This is a genomic window from Bacillus sp. Medicinal_06 (genome assembly GCF_056711665.1).
This window is the reverse complement of record NZ_JBWYHD010000008.1, coordinates 157,771-180,777: the sequence shown is the minus strand read 5'-3', so window position 1 is coordinate 180,777 and position 23,007 is coordinate 157,771. Positions and strand designations below refer to the sequence as shown.

At 34.8% G+C, this 23,007-nt stretch carries 20 protein-coding genes and 1 pseudogene; 12 read left to right on the top strand and 9 right to left on the bottom strand.

Going from position 1 to position 23,007, the window contains the following annotated elements:
• Positions 1-137 precede the first annotated feature (137 nt).
• Both AC1M36_RS20230 and AC1M36_RS20225 read left to right on the top strand, forming a co-directional pair.
• Positions 138-686 (top strand): NfeD family membrane protein, encoded by a 549-nt coding sequence (locus AC1M36_RS20230; protein WP_336452892.1) that lies wholly within the window; start codon positions 138-140, stop codon positions 684-686.
• 12 nt (positions 687-698) lie between these two features.
• Positions 699-2,258 (top strand): flotillin family protein, encoded by a 1,560-nt coding sequence (locus AC1M36_RS20225; RefSeq protein WP_336452893.1) that lies wholly within the window; start codon positions 699-701, stop codon positions 2,256-2,258.
• A 38-nt stretch (positions 2,259-2,296) separates the two neighbouring features.
• Here the strand turns inward: AC1M36_RS20225 and AC1M36_RS20220 are convergent, their stop codons facing one another.
• Complete coding sequence (locus AC1M36_RS20220) at positions 2,297-3,091, bottom strand: EcsC family protein (RefSeq protein WP_336452894.1); 795 nt, start codon at positions 3,089-3,091, stop codon at positions 2,297-2,299.
• Positions 3,092-3,342: 251 nt separating this feature from the next.
• Here AC1M36_RS20220 and AC1M36_RS20215 point away from each other — a divergent pair, with 251 nt between their 5' ends.
• The 3 genes from AC1M36_RS20215 to AC1M36_RS20205 all read left to right on the top strand — a co-directional run bounded on the left by AC1M36_RS20215 (position 3,343) and on the right by AC1M36_RS20205 (position 6,425).
• Entirely contained in the window at positions 3,343-4,032 is a 690-nt protein-coding gene (locus AC1M36_RS20215; protein WP_431613289.1) for a DUF4274 domain-containing protein, read from the top strand.
• 69 nt (positions 4,033-4,101) lie between these two features.
• Entirely contained in the window at positions 4,102-5,733 is a 1,632-nt protein-coding gene (locus AC1M36_RS20210) for an ATP-binding protein (protein ID WP_420792361.1), read from the top strand.
• Complete coding sequence (locus tag AC1M36_RS20205) at positions 5,733-6,425, top strand: response regulator (RefSeq protein WP_336452897.1); 693 nt, start codon at positions 5,733-5,735, stop codon at positions 6,423-6,425. The genes AC1M36_RS20210 and AC1M36_RS20205 overlap by 1 nt, the downstream gene beginning before the upstream one ends.
• A 60-nt stretch (positions 6,426-6,485) precedes the next feature.
• Here AC1M36_RS20205 and AC1M36_RS20200 read toward each other — a convergent pair whose 3' ends face one another.
• Together AC1M36_RS20200 and AC1M36_RS20195 are read right to left on the bottom strand one after the other, a co-directional pair.
• Positions 6,486-7,595 carry an AbrB family transcriptional regulator gene (locus AC1M36_RS20200; protein WP_336452898.1) on the bottom strand — a complete coding sequence of 370 codons (1,110 nt, stop codon included), beginning with the start codon at positions 7,593-7,595 and terminating at the stop codon, positions 6,486-6,488.
• Between the two features lie 70 nt (positions 7,596-7,665).
• Entirely contained in the window at positions 7,666-8,970 is a 1,305-nt protein-coding gene (locus AC1M36_RS20195) for a CitMHS family transporter (RefSeq protein ID WP_336452899.1), read from the bottom strand.
• 255 nt (positions 8,971-9,225) lie between these two features.
• Between AC1M36_RS20195 and AC1M36_RS20190 the strand changes: the two genes are divergently transcribed.
• The 3 genes and pseudogenes from AC1M36_RS20190 (at position 9,226) to AC1M36_RS20180 (ending at position 11,431) form a co-directional block, all read left to right on the top strand.
• Positions 9,226-9,480 carry a hypothetical protein gene (locus AC1M36_RS20190; RefSeq protein ID WP_336452900.1) on the top strand — a complete coding sequence of 85 codons (255 nt, stop codon included), beginning with the start codon at positions 9,226-9,228 and terminating at the stop codon, positions 9,478-9,480.
• Between the two features lie 202 nt (positions 9,481-9,682).
• A complete protein-coding gene (locus AC1M36_RS20185; protein WP_336452901.1) occupies positions 9,683-10,627 on the top strand; it encodes an alpha/beta hydrolase family protein in 945 nt (314 codons plus the stop codon).
• Positions 10,600-11,431, top strand: a pseudogene (locus AC1M36_RS20180) (ankyrin repeat domain-containing protein). Before AC1M36_RS20185 ends, AC1M36_RS20180 begins: the two are co-directional and overlap by 28 nt.
• 50 nt (positions 11,432-11,481) lie before the next feature.
• On the opposite strand, the gene AC1M36_RS20175 reads toward AC1M36_RS20180, so the two are convergent.
• The 6 genes from AC1M36_RS20175 to AC1M36_RS20150 are packed head-to-tail and all read right to left on the bottom strand — an operon-like array spanning position 11,482 to position 17,927.
• Complete coding sequence (locus AC1M36_RS20175; RefSeq protein WP_479846130.1) at positions 11,482-12,627, bottom strand: hypothetical protein; 1,146 nt, start codon at positions 12,625-12,627, stop codon at positions 11,482-11,484.
• Positions 12,624-13,961 (bottom strand): F390 synthetase-related protein, encoded by a 1,338-nt coding sequence (locus AC1M36_RS20170; protein WP_336452903.1) that lies wholly within the window; start codon positions 13,959-13,961, stop codon positions 12,624-12,626. Before AC1M36_RS20170 ends, AC1M36_RS20175 begins: the two co-directional genes overlap by 4 nt.
• Positions 13,954-14,805, bottom strand: a complete 852-nt coding sequence (locus tag AC1M36_RS20165) for an MBL fold metallo-hydrolase (RefSeq protein ID WP_336452904.1) — start codon at positions 14,803-14,805, stop codon at positions 13,954-13,956. Before AC1M36_RS20165 ends, AC1M36_RS20170 begins: the two co-directional genes overlap by 8 nt.
• A complete protein-coding gene (locus tag AC1M36_RS20160; protein ID WP_336452905.1) occupies positions 14,802-15,788 on the bottom strand; it encodes an NAD-dependent epimerase/dehydratase family protein in 987 nt (328 codons plus the stop codon). The genes AC1M36_RS20165 and AC1M36_RS20160 overlap by 4 nt, the downstream gene beginning before the upstream one ends.
• On the bottom strand, positions 15,785-16,948 hold the full coding sequence (locus tag AC1M36_RS20155) for an ATP-grasp domain-containing protein (RefSeq protein ID WP_431613288.1): 1,164 nt from the start codon (positions 16,946-16,948) through the stop codon (positions 15,785-15,787). Before AC1M36_RS20155 ends, AC1M36_RS20160 begins: the two co-directional genes overlap by 4 nt.
• Entirely contained in the window at positions 16,938-17,927 is a 990-nt protein-coding gene (locus AC1M36_RS20150; RefSeq protein ID WP_336452907.1) for a beta-ketoacyl-ACP synthase III, read from the bottom strand. Before AC1M36_RS20150 ends, AC1M36_RS20155 begins: the two co-directional genes overlap by 11 nt.
• Positions 17,928-18,233: 306 nt before the next feature.
• On the opposite strand from AC1M36_RS20150, the gene AC1M36_RS20145 reads away from it, so the two are divergent.
• The 4 genes from AC1M36_RS20145 to AC1M36_RS20130 all read left to right on the top strand — a co-directional run bounded on the left by AC1M36_RS20145 (position 18,234) and on the right by AC1M36_RS20130 (position 22,511).
• Positions 18,234-18,941 carry a metallophosphoesterase family protein gene (locus AC1M36_RS20145; protein ID WP_336452908.1) on the top strand — a complete coding sequence of 236 codons (708 nt, stop codon included), beginning with the start codon at positions 18,234-18,236 and terminating at the stop codon, positions 18,939-18,941.
• Between the two features lie 541 nt (positions 18,942-19,482).
• Positions 19,483-20,154 (top strand): response regulator transcription factor, encoded by a 672-nt coding sequence (locus AC1M36_RS20140; protein ID WP_336452909.1) that lies wholly within the window; start codon positions 19,483-19,485, stop codon positions 20,152-20,154.
• Complete coding sequence (locus AC1M36_RS20135) at positions 20,151-21,413, top strand: sensor histidine kinase (RefSeq protein WP_336452910.1); 1,263 nt, start codon at positions 20,151-20,153, stop codon at positions 21,411-21,413. The genes AC1M36_RS20140 and AC1M36_RS20135 overlap by 4 nt, the downstream gene beginning before the upstream one ends.
• Before the next feature lie 312 nt (positions 21,414-21,725).
• Positions 21,726-22,511 (top strand): transporter, encoded by a 786-nt coding sequence (locus AC1M36_RS20130; RefSeq protein ID WP_336453032.1) that lies wholly within the window; start codon positions 21,726-21,728, stop codon positions 22,509-22,511.
• Positions 22,512-23,007: the final 496 nt, after the last annotated feature.

Genomic DNA, 23,007 nt, shown 5'->3' with positions numbered 1-23,007 from the left:
TGTTCTTTTTTAAGCAGCCTGTTATACAGGTTTTTCTTTAAATATTAAATAACTGAAAATTATGAAAAAATAATCCTTGAAAGAGGTGAGGCATACATATAACAAAGAGAGAAGCAATAATGAGAGGGGGATAAGGCATGACATTATTTGGTTATCCGCTTGAAACAATTTATTTATATGGATTTATTATTGCTACTGTACTTACCGTTATTTATATCTTTTTTGGAGATATATTCGAATCCATATTTAGCTTCGGAGGTGGATCTACATCCATTGTAACGCTGCTGCTCAGTTTCCTTGCAATGCTTTGTGGGTTTAGTTATATAGGAGAGTATTTATTTTCTTTGAATAGTATTATTATTTTTAGTCTTTCTTTTGGCATATCCTTTATTGGTGTTTTTCTAATGAAGATATTGATTTTAAAACCAATTGCAGAAGCTGAACAAAATACAGTGCAGCGTATGGATGAATTTGTTGGCTGCAAAGGAGAAGTGATTATCACTATTCCGAAAGAAGGATTTGGAGAAGTATTAGTCTCTTCACAATTTGGAAGCAATGCGATACCAGCTAAGACAGTTGGAAAGACAGATATTACGCAAGGAACACAAGTTATGATTGAGGGAGTTCAAGATGGTGTTTTGCTTGTACAAAACATCGCTTATTCTTTAAAAAAACCAAAGTTATAAGGGGGAATTTGAATGATTCCATTAATTATCGGTGGCGTGCTACTAGCAATTTTACTTTTACTTATTTTGGTGTTTATTACAAAATACCGTACAGTTGGCCCAGATGAAGCATTGATTGTTACCGGGAACTGGCTTGGAAGCGGAAAGAACGTTGTTACAACAGATGATGGAAAGAAAATTAAAATTATTCGTGGCGGAGGTACTTTTGTAGTACCGATTATGCAACGAGCAGAACCTCTTAGTTTATTAAACTATAAACTAGAAGTTGGAACACGTGATACGTATACGAAGCAAGGGGTACCAGTTACGGTAAACGGTGTTTCCATTATTAAAGTAGGTTCAACAATTGAAGAAGTATCGACAGCAGCTGAACAATATTTAGGAAAAGAAACAGAAGAGTTAAAAGTGGAAGCGAAAGAGGTATTAGAAGGTCATTTACGTGCTATCTTGTCTTCGATGACAGTGGAGGATGCTTATAGTAATAGAGAGCAATTCGCCCAAAAGGTACATGAAGTCGCTTCAACAGATTTAAAGAAAATGGGTCTTCGAATTGTTTCGTTTACGATCAAAGAGATTATGGATAAAAATGGTTATTTAGATGCGCTTGGTCAGCCGCAAATTGCAACTGTAAAACGTGATGCACAAATAGCAAATGCAGAGCGTGAAAAAGAAGCACGTATTGAAAAAGCTCGCGCGGAAAAAGAAGCGAAAGAAGCTGAGTATCAACGTGATGCGCAAATTGCTGAAGCTGAAAAGCATAAAGAATTAAAGGTACAATCATATAAGAGAGAGCAAGAGCAAGCACGTGCAGATGCGGATCTTTCTTATGAATTACAACAAGCGAAAGCGCAACAAGGTGTTACAGAAGAGCAAATGCGAGTTAAAATCATTGAGCGTGAAAAACAAATTGAATTAGAAGAAAAAGAAATTGCGCGCCGTGAAAAACAATATGATGCGGAAGTAAAGAAAAAAGCAGATGCAGATCGTTATGCAGTTGAACAATCAGCGGAAGCGGAAAAAGTAAAACAAATGAAAAAAGCAGATGCAGATCAATATAAGATTGAAGCAGAAGCAAGGGCACGTGCAGAAGAAGTACGTGTAGAAGGTTTAGCAAAAGCTGAAATTGAAAAGGCACAAGGGGAAGCAAAAGCGGAAGTTCAAAAAGCACAAGGTACAGCAGAAGCGGATGTTATTAGGTTAAAAGGTTTAGCAGAAGCAGAAGCGAAGCAAAAAATTGCGGAAGCATTCGAATTATATGGGCAAGCGGCAATTATGGATATGGTTCTTAAAATGCTTCCAAGCTACGCAAAAGAAGTTGCAAGTCCACTTAGCAACATTGATAAAATTACTGTTGTTGATACAGGCGGCGGTGGAAAAAACAGCGGCGCTGGTAAAGTGGCAGGGTATGCGACTGATCTAATGGCAACGATGCAGGAGACATTGAAAGCCTCTTCTGGCATCGACTTGAAAGAACTATTAGAAGGATTTGCTGGGAAAGGTGCAGTGCAGCAAGCAGTGAGTGAGAAACCTGTTGTGCAAGTAGTGGAAGAAAAAGAGCAAAGTGAAAAGTAATGAAAGAAGGCCCCTTACAGTAGGGGCCTTTTGACATGCTATTTAGAATTGTATTTCATTTCTTCTAATCTATCTAACACCCTTCTTTTCTTATAAAGCATCTTACCTACTTCAGCAATTTCCTCAATTGTTTTTCGATTTAAATAAGCACCGAAAATCATTCCGGCAACAGGAATCATCTGAAAAAGTTTTTTCCAGCCGTAATTGTCACGATACACAGTAAACACTTCTCGCCATGATTTAACTTGTGACATACTGTCATCGTGATTGGCGCGAGAGTCAAAATGTTTTAATTCATGAAGAATTGTTTGTTTTCCTACAATATCAGATGAGGAAAATTGTAAGCATTTTACGATAAATAACCTCTCTTGCATATCTTCAGGATTATAACCGTAGCAAATGGAAATCTCTTGTAAAACATTTAGTGACATACTTAAAACAGCTGGAATATCAATTGCGAGGGTGAAAATACCACCAAATCCAGTTGTCGCTCCTTGGGCAGTTGCGACAGATTTTCTATTTTCAATGATTTTATCAACAATTGAATCCATCTCACTTAAAGGGAATTTTTGAACATCTGTTAAGGAAGCAGCATTTTCAAATTTCTCTATTGTTGTTTGTGGATGAATTAAATATTTACTTCCAGAATTGAGATATTGAATAAGCTCATCTAGTAAAAGATTAATTTTTTTATGAATAAACTTTGGCGTGAGCTTATCAAGAATAGCAAACGGAATTTTCCCCCACTTTTCAAAGAACCAAAGATCCTCCTGTTCCTTCTCCCATTGTTCAATCATTGCAATTTCTTTTAATAAAAGCTCCTTTGACTCCATTTTTTTACCCTACTTTCTTATAGACATATATGTTTATTTTACTTAACGGTTTTTAAATAATAAACAAAATTTAGTATATTTAGTTATAATGGATACATCATTTAAAAAAGACAATAGGTAAATTTCTTTTGAGAATGTATTGAAATCAATAATGTAATGCTTTATTTAAGAGAGCCTGTCTTATAGGGAAGTAGTCCTGTAATTCTTGTTGTTTTTTGTAAAAATATCGTAGTACGAAAGTGGTGAATGTATTGAACATATTGTTTGAAGCAATTAAAAACAAAAATCTCGATCAATTCATAGAGGCCATTCCGAGAGCTAATATAAATGAACAAGATCAGTTTGGAAGGACACCGTTGCATTATGTAATTGTCAAAAAAGCTCCTATTGAAATGTTTGAAAGATTACTAGCTGTTGGGGCAAAGACAACGATAAAAGACCGTTTACATGAGTCAGTATTTTCGAAAGCAATTAAATTTAGTAATAAACAGGCTGTGCAGTGCTTAATAAAAAATGGAGTAGAACTGAATCATCCAGCAGGGATAAAGAAAACAACTTGGTTTGCAGCAAGACATAATCCTGAAATAGCAGATTTATTATTAGAAACAAAAGGAGCGGTTCGACTGAGATTAACAGAAAGTGAACAGGAGATTATCGATGGTTGTTTATATGGAGAGGAAGTTGAAGCAGAAGCTTATTTTACTCAATTAAATACTCCTGAATTGTTACATGCGTTTGTATTAGATTTTAATTGGGATGCTGATTTACAGTCGATGAAAAGGGTATTACAAGATGCTAACTGTCAGGAAATAACTGCTATTGAAATGTTTGATTTGGTAGATGGGTATTATTGGATGAATCAGGAAAATAGCAGTGATGAGGAAAGTGAGTATGTAGATTTTGTACAACTTCTTTTAAGGAAATTTCCTAACATATTATAAGCTGCTGGAAGTATGTATTTCATAGGAAGGAAATACTTTCTTCACCTATGCTTCACAAAGTAATATGCAATGAAAGTTAGGGGAATCATTTTGAAGTTAAAAAAATTAAAATTAAAATTACAGCCAAGAATTACATTAACGATTGGTATACTTATTTTCTTTGTTATTGTTTTAACGAGTTTTCTTTTTTATTATATTGTATCTAAAACGGTGGAAGAGCAAATTGGCAAAAGAGCATTACACGTTGCGAAGACAGTCGCTGCCATACCTGAAATTCAAGAAGCATTTCAGAAGGAAGACCCATCTGCTATGATTCAACCAATTGTTGAGAAAATACGGATAGAAACAGATGCTGATTTTATCGTAGTGGGAAATAAAGATGGAATTCGTTATGCACATCCTTTACGTGAGAAAATCGGAAAAGAAATGGTTGGTGGGGATAACGAAGGGGTTTTAACGGATGGAAAATCATATATTTCTCAGGCAACCGGGACATTAGGGCCTTCTTTACGCGGGAAAGTGCCAATTCGTGATCAGACTAATCGTATTATCGGGGTTGTATCTGTTGGTTTTTCTATGGAGGATATTCATGAGGTGGCAGAAGCTTATGGTAAGAGAGTATTTTGGATTGCTCTTGTTGGATTGGTAATTGGGATATTGGGTTCTATATATTTAGCACGTAGTATAAAAAAATTAATGTTTGGCTTTGAACCAGAAGAGATTTCCTCTTTATATGAAGAGCATAGTGCTGTCATTCAATCTGTAAGGGAAGGAATTATGGTGATAGATAAAGAAGGTTGCATTCGTTTAGTCAATCAAGCGGCATATGAAATTCTTTCTCTTGAAAAACAGCAGAAGATCATTGGGGATTCTATTTTGAAAATTCTTCCGAACTCTTCGATACTAGAAGTGCTTCGAACTGGAGAAGAGCAATTTGATCGCTATTTAGATATAAGGGGACAAGCGGTTATTGTAAATCGATTACCTATTAAAGTGAATAATGAGGTAATTGGAGTTGTTTCTAGTTTTCGCTTAAAGTCAGAGATGGATCAGTTAACAGAAGAACTATCTCAAGCGAAACGTTATACAGAGGCGCTTCGGGCGCAGACACATGAGTATAACAATCTTTTGTATACGCTTTCAGGGCTGATCCAATTAGAGTCATATGATGAAGCGTTAGAGCTTATTCACAAAGAGACCGCTGTATATCAAGAGTTTGTTCAATTTATTATGAAACGTATACACAATCCGTGGTTAGGTGGAATTTTAATAGGATTTTATAATCGTGCTAGAGAATTGAAAATTGATTTTATTTTGGACCGTGAGAGTAGTTTACAAAGTTTAGGTTCGCATATTGATAGTAATCACATTGTCTCTATGTTAGGAAATTTAATCACCAATGCGTTTGAAGCAGTTGAATATAAGGAGGAGCATGAAAAGCAAGTTAGAATGTTTGTAACAGATATGGGAGGGGAATTTGTTATTGAAGTTGAAGATTCGGGTCGTGGGATTGATGATGAGGTAATTACATATATATTTGACAAAGGGTTTTCGACAAAAGAAGGAGAAAAGCGAGGTTACGGATTAGCAAAGGTAAAAGAGTTAGTTGAAGATTTAAAAGGGAGTATCGCGCTAGAAAAAGGGGATTTAGGTGGTGCACTGTTTATAGTTGCGTTGCCAAAGGAAAGAGGCGAATTGTAATGAACGAAGGGATTGAAGTACTAATTGTAGAAGATGATATTCGCATTGCAGAGATTCATCGTCGGTTTACTGAAAAGGTAGGAGGATTCAAGGTAATTGGAACTGCAACAACAGGAGAGCAAGCGAAAGAGTGGTTAGACCTTGTCTCACCACAACTTGTTTTATTGGATGTGTATTTACCTGATATGCAAGGAACGGAACTTGTGACATATATTCGGCGTAACCTACACGATACAGATATAATTATGATTACAGCGGCATCAGAAGTCGAAGTTGTCCGCCATGCATTGCGAGGTGGGGTAACGGATTATATTGTAAAGCCGCTTATGTTTGATCGATTTAAAAGAGGTTTAGAAAACTACCGAAAGAAGATACAACAATTACAGCAAAGTCAACAGTTATCATCAGAAGAAATTGAAAGTTTGTGGTTTAAGGAACGATTGGAAAATAATCAAAGCAGATATGCTCCAAAAGGTATTGATCCTTTAACATTATCAAAAATAAAAAAATACGTTTCTAAAGTAGGAAAAGAAGGAATTACAGCAGAGATGTTGGGCTTAGAAGCAGGGATAAGTCGATCAACAGCAAGGCGTTATTTAGAATATTTGATTTCTGAAAAGAGGATTTATGCGGAACTTATATATGGGAATGTGGGAAGACCAGAGCGAAGATATTTCCTAGTTTCTTCATAATTATGAGGTAGAAAAAAGTAGAGGTTCTTAGAGCCTCTACTTTTTTGTTCGAAGAAGTTGTTATCCTGTTTTATGAACATTAGATTTTTTACCATGCAAATATCCATAAAGGAATTTAAAGAAAATAGGAAGCAATCCAAGAATGGTAAGAACGCGTATTACTTGAACTGTGACTACAAATGTAGCATCTGTTTGTAAAATGATAGCGGTTGTTGTCATTTCTGCGATTCCGCCAGGTGCAAGAGCTAGTATAGAAGTAACTAGTGGAATATTTGTGACGGAAGAAACAAAGAATGCACACAATATAGAGATTCCAATCAGGCCAATAGAACTAAATAACCCTATTATGATTGTTTGTTTTACACCAATAAACATTTCTTTATTAAAACGACATCCAATGCTAGTTGCAATGAAAATTTGAGCTAAAACCATAGTCCATTGTGGCCACCAGGCTGTCGGACTATTACTAACATAGTGTGCAGATAAAGCTTGTATGAGTGCAACGCTTATCATGCTTCCGACAAGCCAAGGGGAAGGAAGTTTTAAAACTTTTCCGATTCGATAACCAATCCAAGCGATAAAAATTAAAAAGATTGTCCAAAATGGAGAGCTGGTAGGGGCGTTTTTTAGGTGAGATACAATTGGATTATGGGGAATCCAATAGACAGAAAGAAGCGGAATTGTACCAAGCACCAAAAAGACGCGAATTGTTTGAACAATACTAACTATTGCGGTATTCGCACCTATTTCTGAGGCGAGTGTAGGCATAACAGATAACCCGCCAGGAGTGGCGCTAAATAGGCTCGTAAATAAATCTACTTTCCCGAAACGCCATACAATCAAACCAGAACATAATGCAAGAGCAATGGAGCCAATAATCATCATCATAATGATTAGCCAGTATTGTTGAAACGTAACAAGAATATCAGTTGTTAATTTTTGTCCTAATTCAATACCAATGATACATTGACCAATATGTTGAAAGGAAAGAAGGATTTTTTCTTGGAGTGGTTGCTCTTCTAATGTTTGCATCCAGACTGGTTTGAAGTAAGCAAGGAGACCTGTAATACTTAGGGAACCAAGTAACCAACCAATTGACAAACCCGTTAAAGAAAGTAGGTAACCACCCAGGCTTGCGAATATTAATAATAAAAGATTGAATAATAGCATATTGTAGCCTTCTTTCTTATTTATATTGACTGAAAAAACGAAACTCCTTTCAAAGAAGTTTCGTTACGGATTATATCGGAATAATGCCAGTAATAATACCAACAAGTAACATGACCAGTGTTGTTCCAACTGCCCATAGTAATGTAAAACGTTGATGTTCACCAAAATCAACTTTTGCCATTCCGACTAATAAATAAGTGGAAGCAACGAGTGGACTTAGTAAGTGAACAGGCTGTCCGAGTAACGAAGCACGTCCCATTTCAGCGGCGCTAACTCCGTAAGCAGCAGCGGCTTTTGTCAAAATAGGTAGTACACCGAAGTAAAACGCATCATTGGACATGAAAAATGTGAACGGCATACTTAGAAGAGCTGTAATAATTGGAAGTTGTGGTCCAAGTGCATCTGGTATGAGGGTAACTACACTTTGAGCCATCGCATCTACCATTTTTGTTCCAGATAGAATACCTGTGAAAACTCCAGCAGCGAATACGAGAGAAACAACTGCTAATACATTTCCAGCGTGAGAAGCAATACGTTCTTTCTGTTGTTCTAAGTTTGGATAGTTGATCATCACGGCAATAGCAAAAGCGACTGTAAATAAAACTGGTAACGGCATAACTTCTAGTATGAGACAAACGAGTAAGGCAACTGTTAGTAAAAAGTTAATCCAGAGTAGTTTAGGACGTTTATATGATACAGCTTCGACTGTTGCAGCTTGCTCATCGATTGTTTGCATTTTCTTTAAATATTGTACATCCATAATTCCTAAACGTTTTCTTTCTTTTTTTCCGAGATAGTAGGCAACAAAAACAACCCAAATTGCACCAGCAATCATTCCTGGAATAAGAGGTGTGAAGAGTTCGGATGCATCAAGTCCAAGTGCACTCATAACTCGAGCGGTTGGTCCTCCCCAAGGTGTAAGGTTTGTCACTCCTGCTCCTAACATAACAACCCCAGCTAATATAAGTGGGTTCATTCCAAGGCGTTTATAAAGTGGATACATGGCAGAAACTGTAATCATATATGTTGTTGTGCCGTCACCATCCAAAGAAACGATAATCGTTAGAATTGCTGTACCGACAACAATTTTTAAAGGATCGCCTTTTACAAATTTCAAGATTTTACTAATGACTGGATCAAATAAGCCACTATCAATCATAATTCCGAAATATAAAATGGCGAACATAAGCATAATACCAGTTGGTGCTAATTTCTTAATTCCATCTAACATCATTGGTCCTACATTTGCATAAAATCCCCCAATTAATGCAAATATTATAGGAATTAATATTAATGCAACTAACGCTGACATACGTTTTGTCATAATTAAAAACATAAAGACAAAAACCATTGCAAATCCGAGTATCGCTAACATGCAATCTCCCCCTCAAAAAATGATTACGCTTTCAAATTATGTTGAAAATTCAGAAAAAACTTTTTTGTTTATCATAAAGGATGAAATATGGATGGTAAATAATTAGAGAAATAACGTTATTAAACGCATAATTGTCATTTTGCTCATTTTGTTCATGAGTTTTATTTTGAATTTTTAAAAACATAATGTGTTTATTACAGGAGTGGTAGAATAGATGAGAAAATAGAGAAGCGTGAAGTAGGGAGTAGATTTTGAATGAAAGCGATGTTTGAAGAGATTTATAGTTCATATAATGGGAGAGTAGAAGAGATTTTCGTTGATGAATCCTCTTACGTATATGAATGGGAAAAATTGATGGCGATTCGAAAAAACGACGGAACACTGGAGAAAGTAGCAGTGGGAATTAGTGGTCATATACGATCTGTAAATATAGAGGTTGGTCAGGAAATTAATGCGGATACATTGTTACTTAAGTTAGAAGATGATTTGTTAATTACTGGATGTGAATAAAAAAAGATGTGTAGAAATTGCTACACATCTTTTTTTATTAGTAATAGTTCTTCATATATAATGTAAACAGTTGTTTAATCATTTTTAACAGCTGTTTACATTATATACTTGTTCTCATTTTTGATAATATAGGCATAGGATAGGAAAGAAGACCGATTTGAACTATATATTATTCCTGAAAAACAGTGAGGGGAGAATAAGCATGGGGAAAGAACTGTTTGTGACGATGGAATGTGCGTATACACTTCAAGGAACTTTAACACTCCCTACATATTATTCTGAATCGTATCCAGCTATTGTAATAATTGGTGGTACTGGAAAAGGAAATCGGGATGGAAATACAAGTTGTTTACAGTTAAACTTATATAAAGAATTAGCGGATTATTTTACCTCTTTAGGTTTTGCAGTACTTCGCTATGATAAACGTGGTACGCATAAAAGTAAGGGGAATTATTATAAATCAGGGGTGACAGACTTTATTGATGATGCGGTTTTATGGATTAGGTTTTTAAAGGATCACCCACAAATAGACCCAAAACGTGTTATTATTGCTGGGCATAGTGAAGGAGCTTTACTTGCACCAGCTGTCTACGTGAGAGAATCAGTTGCGGGATTAGTATTACTTGCTGGTGCAGCAGAACCATCTAAATTACTCTTGGAAAGACAAATAGATAAAGTTGTCAACGAGTTAGAAAATAAATCAGGATTCATTGGTTGGTTATCTAAAATGTTGAAGATTCCACAGCGTATGAAAAAGCAGAATGAAGTACTTACGCAAAAAATCCAAGATTCAACACAAGCTGTTATATGGATAAAAGGGACAAAAGTGAATGCAAAATGGTTAAGAGAACAGTTACAATATAATGTAGTTACATATTTAGAGCAAGTATCATGTCCTGTTTTAGCAATTACGGGAGATAGGGATATACAAGTGCCGCCTGAGCATGCTAAACTGATTGCTTCATATGTGAATGGCGAAGCAGAATGGCATATCATTCCGAACATGAACCATATTTTAAGAAATTATGAACATAAGCATACAATGATTCGATTAATGAAGGAATATAAGGGGCTTATGGATAAATGTATTGAAGAAGAGTTGTTACATGTGATGAAGGGATGGTTAAAAAAACATTATCTTTCATAGGAGCTGTAAGTTGTGAGGAAACAAAAGTTTTTATTATTTGTGTTAGTAGGGCTTTTCATTATGATAGTGGCTTGTGAGAAGCAAGAAGAGATTGAATCTAAGCCGGTTCAAGTGAAAAATGAAAACAAACAAGAGAAGACACATAAAGAGGAAGAAGAGAACAAAGAGAAAAAAAGTATGAATTTAATGGATAAGCAATTATTACTTTCTGCGACACTAGGTGATACAGAAACAGCTATGAAATTAATAAAAGATGGAGCAAATATAAATGTATCAGGGGATAAAGGAGAAACACCTGTAATGGCAGCAACGTATCATAATCACGTTGAGACAGTAAAAGCATTGATTGACGCAGGTGCAGATATTGAATTACAAGATAAAAATAAAGAAAATCCATTCCTTTATGCGAGCAAAGAGGGTTATGTTGATATTGTGAAGCTAACAATCGATGCAGGAACGAATATTAGAGAAATAAATCATCGCGGTGGAACAGCACTCATTCCGGCAGCTGAAAGAGGACATGTGGAAGTTGTAAAAGAGCTAGTGGATCGTACTGATATTGATGTGAATTATAGAAATGACCTTGGTTGGACAGCATTACTAGAAGCAATTGTTCTTGGTAATGGCAGTGAAAATCATAAACAAATTGTTCAGTTGCTTATTGATCATGGGGCAGATGTAAATATGGCCGATCGAGAAGGTGTTACTCCACTAGAGCATGCGGAGAAGCGAGGGTTTAAAGAAATGGCCAATATGTTAAGGGTAGCAGGAGCAAATGAAACTATCGAACAAGCTACAGAATAATATAGGTTATGAAAAAAGAGATAAGCGGAAATCTTATCTCTTTTTTATGTTTAAAATTGATGTTTTTTTGCCATCGGTTCTATACATGTATTTAATATCCAACTTAATACTTTCCATACTTTTTGTTGATTAGGTGGCAAATGAGCATGATATATATAGCTGTATTCAATCTGTTGTTTTGCACCACGATTTCGTTTGAACTCTCCAGCTCCAGCACTACAATGACAAATTAAATTTTTTTCAATAGAATCCATTGTAATAAGAAGGGAAAGAATGCGATATAAGCCTTGTTGCTGATCAGAGTTTGTATCATAGCCGAGTATAGGAGTGGTCATAACTCCATTTCTAATAAAATAAGCAATGACACCATCAATCGTTCCCTCTTTTTTAATAACTTTTATCTCCAATAAATGGTGCTGAAGCGCATTCCATAAATAAGCTGGTGTAAACATTGGATTATGATCGGAATATTTCTCAATGTATAGTTGATTGTATAACTCGGAAATCTCTAAAATATCTTCTTTTGTTAATCGTTCATTCGTAATCACTTCATAATTGCTTTTCTTTAATAATCTTTTATCATTTAATAAGTCTTTTCGTTCTTTTCGGTTCATTTTCTTATAGTGTTTTGGATCAAATAAGTATATGGAACGAGACATAATTTTATTGTAACCTACTGTAGATAATGCTTGTGTAATTTCAGGATATAATTCGCTATTTAAAGAACGGAATAAAATCGTATGCTCTGGAAATCTTTCAACAAGTAAATTCGTAATCCGTTCGATTTGTTGTTGATTTATAGAATGATAAAGATTTGTTGACAGCATCCAATTATTTACTACAATTACTTTATTAATATTCGTTCGTCGTAGCCAGCTTCCGATAAGATGAATCGGATAGGTTAGTAACTTCTCTAACCACGGTTTCTTTAATTCCCATAACTCTTCTAGAGCATAGGATATGTAATGTGTATAGGGGGAACATACATAGGAGTTTTCAAACTCCTCATTATTAACAGTAACTGGCAATATAAGATCATCAATTTCTAATAGAAATAGCTGTGTGTTAACATTTTCAATAAATGCTGTAATACCATTTTGTAAAAGCGGAAGGAAGCTGTCTCTTACATATGTTCCATCTCGTTTTGTAGTCCAGTCGATGCTGTGCAAGGAATGAATATCATGTAACGTAGTCATACACTCTCACCATGCTTTATAAGGCTTTCTATTCTTTTTAATTTTTTATCGTATAATTGAATATCATAATGTGAAAAGAAAAAATGTGGCACAACACATTTTTTAGTAGACCATAGTGTATGTAGCTCCTGTATTAAGCTAGATTTACATGATTTGAAATGTTCCGGTAGTACTTTAAGTTTAATCTCAATTTTGTCTGTGCTGTGCTGAATCACTTTAAATTCTTGAATTTCATTAGATGCTAACATAATTGCTCTTCGAATGAAATCAGGAAAAATAGATATTTCGTTTTTATCCAATTCACTTATCCCGATAAATATATCATCGCATCGACCATCAATTCGTTCTAAGGCTAAGAAGGGAGAACCGCAGGCGCACGCTGTTTTTTTCTCAATTAATATGTCATTGAGACGGTAGCGGATTATAGGCTGTGTCTTCCTCATGAAATCAGTAATAATGGGAACGAATATCCCTCTTTCTTGATCTAAGTATTCTTTTTCAATATGAACAAGATCTTCATTGATATGTAATGTACCATGTTTACATGTTGTAGCAAGAAAGCCTTCTGTGCATTGGTAAACTTGGTGTACTGTCTGTTGGAAAATTGTACTGATAAACTCCCTATCAATATCTTCAAGTACTTCTGCTACAGAGATAATTTTTTTGGGAAAAATCATAATAAGTTCTTCTTGTTGCCAATGAGCGATTTTTCGCAACATAGAAGGAGGTGCAATTAAAATAGATGGATTTACTTCATTTAGTCGAGCGATATGTTGATGAAACGAATCTAGTAAATCAAAAAAATGAAACGAAATTCGCTTATTATTTGTCGCTTCATATAAATTGCTGTTCGCTCGTAGGAAAAAAGCGATAGTGTGTTTATGCAGAATGCTAGAAGGAAGGACTTTACCGATAATAGAACCGGCCCACATCGTTTGTTCTTCCTCAGAAACGAGAAAAACTCCGCGATTTCCACTAGTTCCTGATGACAGCCCAACAGTTATATTACGAATAGTTGGAGAAAAATTTCGGGTCTTTTCCGCTTCAAATGCTACATGAAAGGCTTCTTTTTTTGAAATAGAAACTGTATTTAATGTATCAAAGTTCTCCATCATTACTTCTTTATTAATGATGGGGAGTGAAGCCAAGTCCCCGTTTTCAATTTCTTTTAAAAAAGGTGTATATAATTGACGATAGAAAGGTGACTGATCTATAACAAACAAAAGGTGCTTTGTTATTTTTTGCTTATGAAATTGTTCTAATTGCTCACGAGTTGAAAATCGTAAGCGATATTTTGTTTTCAAATATTGCTGGAGAATTTGGAATTTATTCATAGTACACCCCTGCTTTAATTTGATTCCATGTACGTTCGCAATGGGTTGGAAGAATTTCAATTTCCGGTGATATTTGCGATAAATGATGTAACTTTTCAATGTTGTGGCGATAAGATTTTGCATCTCCGGTTAAAAGCCTGACAATCTTACTTGGAAAGACAAGGTTTTCATACGTTTTACTGAGCCACACTGCATCTGCACAAAGAAAGATAATTTTATCACTATGTAAATGGACGAATAAACCAAATTGTCCAATTGCATGCCCCGTTAAATCAACAGCGAGTAATGAACCATCACCAAATACATCATATCCCTCTTCAAACTTTCCATATGTAGGAGGTAAGCTAAGTGATGGAGTTTTATCAATAAATGTCATCCGTTGTTCTAAATCAATTGGTAATGTATCTTTTAAGCAACCTTTTAATAGGGCACCAAACTTACTTCTCTTTTTAATATCTTCATAAGCTTTTGCAAAGGTTAATATTTTTGCTTTTGGAAAGTCGGGCAGTCCCGCTGTATGGTCACCATGAAAATGAGAAAGAATAATATACTTGATCTCTTCTGGTTGAATACCATCAAGAAGTAGTTGCTGTTTAATAGATTGCTCTTCTGTAAAGTGAACAGGAGTAAGTTTAGCATATACAGAGTAAGGAAATTTTCTTGTTGCTTCTATAAAGTGCTGGGCATAACCGGTATCAAACAAAATATAACCTAAGCTTGGATGTTGAAGTAATCCTACTGTAGCTGGAAAGGAAATTTGTTTCCAACTGCCTTTGGAATATGCAATTTTTTCAGGATGTGTACAATATCCTGTATCGTATAGCTTTAAAGATTTGATTTTCATTGTGTTTCCCACCATTCCACAAATTTTGTGATTCCGTCTTCTATGCTAATATTTGGGATATAGCCTAGTTCTCTTTGAGCTTTATCAATACTTAAAGTCTGGCTTTTTGAAAGTACACTAACAGTATATTTTGTGAGAATAGGTTCTTTTCCGAATAAAATGTTTTTTGAAATGCTTTCTAGTATCGCAGCAATTGTAAAAGCGGTTTTGTAGGAAATCTTTTTATATTGGACCTCCTTACCAAGGCGTTTCATTACATTTTCAATGACTTCATATAAATTTACACGTTCCCCATTTGTTATATTGTATTTTTGGCCTAATGTATGTTTAGGTGAATGCATACAAAGAAGCAGGGAATCTACAACATTCTCGACATATGTAATATCGACAAGTACATCTTCTGTACCGATTCTTGGTAGGGCGCCTTTTTCACATACTTTAATAAGGCGTGGAAGAATAGCGTTATCTCCTGGACCAAATAAAGCACGTGGGCGTATCGTGATAACTGGTAAACCATGATTGAACGCTTGATCAATAGCTTGTTCGGCCATATATTTTGTTTTTGCATAATGGTTTACAAATGTATCAGGAAGCTTTGCGTTTTCTACTACATCTTGCCGTTCATCATAATAGAAATAAATACTCGGTGTTGATACATGGATAAGGCGTTTTATACCAGACTTTTGACTTCCTTCAATAATATGCTTTGTTCCTAACACATTTGCATTGTAAAAATCTTTATATTTGCCCCAAGGAGAAGAAAGGGCTCCACTATGAAAGATATAATCTTTGTCTTTACAAACTTGTAGAACACGATGTCTATCTTCAAGAGGACAATGTACAAATTCAATTCCATTTTGTTCTAATAATTTGCCGATTGTTTTATTTCTCCCGGTTGCTGTTACTTCATAGCCCATATTCGCTAATCGAAAAGCAAGTTTTTGTCCTAGAAAACCAGTTCCACCAGTTACTAGCATTTTCATAAATTTTCACCGTCCCATGATATGTCATATGTTGTTTGCTCCAAAATAGTCCGTTTATGTTTATTACTTTCACGCCATAATTTATACATGCTATAAAACTGATAAAAAAATGGTTTCCAATCAGAGTGACCATAAATGATATCTGGATAGGAACATAGAACTTTCAGCCAGCGCTTACGTGTTTGTTTATTTTTTAAGTAAGGAGGTCCATATAAAAGCATTGCTAATCGAATTGCACACTCAGAATTTGGTTTAGGAATTAGCATATGGTTCACTTTTGTATCAAAAAAAGCTGATAATATTTCCTCATCGAATAAATGTAACCCACTTGTAGTACGTGGATTACATTCAATCGGAATAACATCTCCGTCCTCTGTAAGGATAAAATCAAAGGCAATTTGCCCAGAGAAATTGAGCTCCTTTACGATATGCCCAACAAACTCGTCAATTTTTGGGAGATTAATATGCTCAAACGCAATGGTAGCGCCTAAACCTGCTGTGAATTCTGTTTTGTAGACAGAATGTGCTAACACTTTCCCTGATTTTACAATACTGTAGGAGCAATGCTGTGTTCCTTTTATAAACTCTTGCATAATATAATTTTGTTTATCTATCGTAATTCCTTTTACCACATCTTCTTTTGTAATAAACGCTACTTTATCAGAAAAACGCGAGAAAATAGGTTTTAGTACAAAAGGAGTGGATGTTGATGTTCGCTGAATCATTGCCAGTATGGATTGCTCGTTGTTTGTTCTATATGTTGCAGGAACTCGCCAACCTAATTTCGTTACGAACTGAATAAACTCCCACTTATTATGAAGTAATGAAAGTTTGTGAAATTCGTCTACTAATACATGACAAAATCGGCTTAATTTCTCTTTATACCTAGATATATAAAATACTTCTTCACAAGTAGGGATAAGTAAATCGACATCATGTTTTTGGATAATTGATTGCAGTGCATCGATACTTTCAATTGTGTTCCATTTTGGAGAAGGAATTTCATAAAAATAATCAGTGCTCGTTGAAACTTTGCTTAATGGATAAGGAGTACTATCTGCAATAATGACGGTATGGCCACTTTTCTTGAGCAGTCTACATAAATGTAATGCTGCTGGTGCGCGTGCCCCTGTAATTAATACCTTTTTCTTAGTACTCAAGAAGAATGCCTCCAATAGAAAGTCCTGCAGAAGTACCCAGTAATAATACTTTATTTCCGCGTTGCACTTTCTTTTGTTTCATTGCTTCGAAAAGAGCGACTGGAATAGATGCAGAAATCATATTCCCGTAGTCTTCAAAAATAGTCATAAAGCGATCCTCATCGACCCCTAATTTTTTACGAATCAGTTTCATAGCTGGACCACTTGCTTGATGAGGAACAATTAAATCAATATCATCTAGGGAATAACCAGTATGCATAAGTAGTTTTTCGATAAAACCTAACATATATTTAGAAGACAATTTGAAAATAGCTCTGCCATTCATATCGAACAAGAAGTCTTCTTTTCGTTCTTTGCTATATTCCCTAGGATGAATCATCGTTCCACCGCCACGAATTTCTGATAGATGGGCACCAGAGCTATATGTTTCCATATGGGAAGCTATAATAGAAGAAGTGTGATCACTTTTTGTTACCACAACAGCAGCTGCGCCATCACCGAATAAAATGCTACTTTCGTTTTGTCCCCAATTTAATCCTACAGAAGAAATTTCAGAAGAAATGATAACAACGTTTTTGTATCTCCCGCATTCAATTGCGTAAGAAATTGTATCAAGTGCTGTTACGAAACTTAAACATGTTGAGTTGATATCAAAACATGGAATACCAGAATGCTGTAGTCCAAGTTGTTCTTGAATAAGTGATGCAGTAGAAGGGATTGCCTGCTGGATTGTGCCACTTCCGCAGATGATACAATCTATATCTTTCCATGTTAGGTTAGCATCTGCTACAGCTTTTTTTGCAGCTTCAGCTCCCATATAAGAAGAGGTTTCATCATCAACAAAGTATCGTGTTTTTACCCCAGCTTTTTTTAATGTCCAGCCTTCTGGAGCACCTAACATACGATCTATTTCAAAAGAATCTACTTTTCGTTTTGGAACATATACACCAATACCTTTTATTTTAATATATCTTTTCATCCCATATCGCCTCTTAATCTTTTTGTAAATTTATCAAATTCTATTATATATATTATTATAGAAAAAATTTGGAAAAAAGTTTTTTTGTGAAATTTAGTATTTTTATAAATTATTTTTATTTCATTTGTATCGTTGTAAAAAAGGCATCACTAAATTTATCCAGCTATTTGAGGGCTAATAATCAGTGGAGGATGAAGAAAACCCCGCTGATTTATTTTATGAATAAGGTTTCGGAATTGTAATCTGAAAATTTAGATATAACTAGTTATAATATGGAGTAAATCACTCTAGAAAGAAGGGAAATAGATGAAGCGAATTCTTGTGATAAGTGATATTCATGGAGAGATAGAGAAGTTTGAAAAGCTGTTAGTAGAGGCAAAATACAATGCGAAAGAGGATCAGTTAATTTTAATGGGGGATTATGTGGATCGTGGGTCAAGTGCAAAGGCTGTACTTGAAAAAGTGATGCAATTAAAAGACGAAGGTGCTTTTGTTTTAAAAGGGAATCATGAAGATATGATGATTAAAGCATTAACGACTAACGAAGAAAGATCATGGAATCATTGGGTGAAGAGAAATGGCGGGGATAAAACGTTATATAGCTATGGTTTTTCAGAGAGCGATATTGCTGTAAATAAAGAGGTATTTGAAAAAACAGTTTTAAAGTCTGGTATATTAGAAAATCATTTAAAGTTTATACAAGAACTAGATCATTATATCGAAACAGAAGATTACATATTTGTTCACGCAGGTGTAGAACCAACAAAAACAGTTGCTGAATCTGAACCATACACGTTAATGTGGATACGGAATGAGTTTCATCATGGATATAATGGTGAAAAAACTGTTGTTTTTGGACATACAGTAACCAACACACTCCATGGCGACGAGGAGAATTGTAATGTGTATTTTGGAAGAAATCGAATTATCGGAATCGATGGGGGAGCCGTATATGGTGGTCAGTTAAACTGTTTAGAATTACCAAGTCAAAATGTATATGTGGTGAAAGAATAATATAAAAAGAGATAAGGGATCAAAACAAAGATCAAAACTTATCTCTTTTTATGAGTTTACATAATTTGTAAAATCATTACCGCGATTCATTATTGATTTAACTCCATTGCAACTTGTTTCCCATTTACGAAAACCTCTACCACCGCTACCACAACTTCAATCATTTTTTCATCTCTTATCTCTCCTTTGTTTGTTGTCTCATTTCTTACTGTAAGTATAGCGGGCAGCAAGTATTGTAACTATCGAATTAGGTAACATAAGGATTACAGTGTTGTAAGGGTACAATTTTTCTGTTTTTAAAGCTTTTTATTAAGGGGAAGTTAAGAAATAAATTTCATAATAAATCCTATATGCAGAACGTTAGATAGTGGAATAAGTGTGGAATTTATTAAGGCTATGATTACGTATGGTTTAGTAAGCAAGTCGAATTGTTTGTACACAAGACGGACAAGTATGTCGAAGGCTCTTTTTTTGTTATGATGAAAATGAATATAGGTGAATAGAAAAGATTTTTATGTTGGATGAAAGGTGAGAAAGTGGTATGCGCTTATTAGTTGTAGAAGATAATGCACCTTTATTAGAATCAATTACACAAATTTTATGTGATGAGTTTGAAGTTGATACAGCAATGAATGGAGAAGACGGCTTATTTTTGGCACTGCAAAATATTTATGATGCAATTCTTCTTGATGTCATGATGCCAGAAATGGATGGATTTGAAGTAATTCAAAGAATACGGAATGAGAAGATTGAAACTCCTGTTTTATTTTTGACTGCTAAAGATTCTTTGGAGGATCGTGTGAAAGGCTTAGATTTTGGGGGAGATGATTATTTAATAAAACCATTTCAAGCCCCTGAGTTAAAAGCAAGAATTCGTGCTTTATTAAGAAGAAGTGGTAGTTTAACAACAAAGCAAACTATTACTTACCGTGGGATCGAGTTGTTTGGAAAGGATAAGGATATTCAGGTGAATGGGGAAGCGATTAAATTAACATTAAAGCAATATGAACTTTTAGAGTATCTCGTTCAAAATAGTAGAAAGATTTTAATGCGTGAACAAATTTTTGACCGTATTTGGGGCTTTGATTCAGATACAACGGTAGCAATTGTTGAAGTGTATATTCATCATTTACGAAAAAAATTAGAGCCATTTGGTTATCAAAAAGATATTCAAACCGTTCGCGGGATTGGATATATGTTAAAAGAGCTATGAAGAGGAGAAGTATGTTTCAAAAAACACGCATTCGCCTTACAATATTAAATTCATTGGTGTTTATTATATTAATTGGAGTTCTAGGGAGTATTATCTATGGTTATACATATAATCGTATCTATAGTGGAGTAGATACTTCACTAGAAATGTTTAAAGCAAAAGAAAAGAAACATTCTAAGTCTAACCCAAAAGGATCAGTAAAGGATATTCGTATTGGAGATCCAAGGATTACTGTACTGTTATGGCATGGAAAAAAAGTAGCCCTAATAGATAAGAATCCTAAATTTGTTGATCCTACTTTTGAAGAAAATACTTTAGCTTTTTTTCCGGAAAAATTGGAGGGATTTCAGGATATTGAAATAAAAGGGAAGAGTTTCCGAGCATTGGCTTTTCAGCGTAATACTGAATTTGGAGAAATGACGGTTCAATTTGTACGTGATACAACTGCAGAAAGAGATATGTTGCATACGTTATCACTAATTCTGATAGTGGGGTGTAGTGTAGGAAGTTTATGTGCAATTGGAATGGGATTTTTCTTAGCTGGAAGAGCTCTTGTACCAATTCGAAATTCTTGGGAAAAGCAGCAACAGTTTGTTTCCGATGCATCTCATGAGTTAAGAACGCCACTAGCTGTCATTCAATCTAAAACAGATGTATTGTTTCAGTCTCCTTCCGCCACGATAGAGGAAAAGGTAATGGATATTTCTACAATTTCAAAGGAGTGTAGAAGGTTATCAAAGCTTGTTGCTAATTTATTACTATTAGCTCGTTCGGATTCGAATCAAATTGAAATGGATAAAAAGGAATTTGCATTAGACGAATTATTAACAGAAGTAGTAGAGCCTTATACGGAAATTGCTGCGTATCAAGAGAAAAAGATGACACTAGAAATAGAATCTCAAGTATCTTTTATTGGTGATAGAGAACGAATTCATCAAATGGTTGTAATTTTATTAGACAATGCAATGAAATATACTGATGTTGGTGGAACAATTCAAGTATCATGTACGCAAACAAATCATTCCATTATGATTCAGGTGAAAGATAATGGAATTGGAATAAAAGAAGAAGAGATTCCAAAGTTATTTGATCGTTTTTATCAAGGAGATAAAGCAAGAACGAAATCAGAAGGTGCAGGATTAGGGCTTTCAATTGCTAACTGGATTGTAGAGAAACATTACGGGAGAATAAAAGTAGAGAGTAAAATGAATGAAGGTTCTTGTTTTGAAGTAACTTTACCAAAAAATCAAAGAGTATAAAGAAATTAGAGGCGATCTTGTTTTTACAAGGTCGTCTTTTTTTAAGGGAAAGTTAAGAAATGTTTTTCATAATAGATTCTATACAGAATCAAAAGGACAAAAGAAAGAAAAAGTAATCACTTTATATTTTATTTAAGAATAGCTAAATCGTTATATTCATGGATGATTTTAATAGGAACCGAATAGAGCATATTTTTCACGATAATATGGAAAAAATGGAAGAGGAAGCGTCAAAAAAAATAAAGAGTAAGAAACATAAAGGGGAGATGAAATTTGGAAAAGAAAAAGATAGCATCATTATTTGTTATTGGAATGTTGAGCTTAAGTGTAATGGGAGGGGCATCCTCTTCTACGATGTCAAAAGGAAAAATTGATTTTGCTCAGCGCAGTAAAGAACAACTTAATGATGGGAACATGCATGCGGCACAGACAGAGGAAAAAGCAAGAAAACTAGGAATTGAAACAGATGGTAAAGAGCAAATTACGTTAGAAAAAGAAATTCATGAAACAGAAGTTGATCAAGAGGCGAAGCAGCTAGGGATTTCTACTGAGGGAAAAGATGTAGGGACTCTTTCAGAAGAAATCTATGAAACAAAAGTAAAACAAGAAGCAGTGAATCTAGGAATAAAAATAGATCATGCATCTATTGTGGATTTAATAAAGCAAATTAATACAATTAAAATCAATGATGAAGCAGATAAACTAGGGGTTTCAACGGAGGGAAAAGAAATAGATGAGATTGCGGCCGAGATTTATGGAACGAAAGTAAAAGAGGCAGCGGAAAAATTAGGTGTTTCTCAAAAAGGGAGAGATATAGAAGATTTGGCACAAGAAGTATATGAGAAGAAAATTCAGGAGGAAGCCAAAAAACTGCATATTGATTTATATGGTAAAGATATTTACCAAGTGCTAAGAGAAATAAATGAACAGAAAGTCATACAAATTGCAGAGGAGCTTGGTATAGATAGTGCAAATTCAAATATCCAACAGTTGAAAGAGAAAATAAAAAAAGAACAGCCTGAAAAGGGAAATGAACTTGTCTTTTTACCTATGGTTCAAACAGATGCGGATGCATTTTATTCGTATTTAACGAAGTGAAAAGGGCCGTGAAGATAAGAGAATGATGCGAAATTGGAAGTTGTATATATGTTTGATTGATTGATTGTATTAGCGATATGTATCTGTAGTGTGTATATGAAAAGGAGCGACATAATTCCTGTTACTAACCATGTAGAAAATGTAAAAAGAATTGTCTCAAACAAATGTATCCAAGAGGAAAGCGGTAAGAATCAGCTTGTCGTTCCAATGTGCAACGTTCAAATTGAACTAGGGCTGAAATTACATTTATATATCGAGTAATATAATAAGAGGAATTCAGCAGATGCTGAGTTCCTCTTATAAGGGAGATAAGGGATCAAAACAACGATGAAGCCTTATCTTTTTTTATGCGATGATACAATTCATAATGAATGTTCCTCTTTTCATTATTTGTTCAACTCCATCGCAACTTGTTTTCCGTTTACGAAAACTTCTACTACTGCCACTACAACTTCCATCACTTTTTTCATCTCTCATCTCTCCTTGTTTGTTGTTT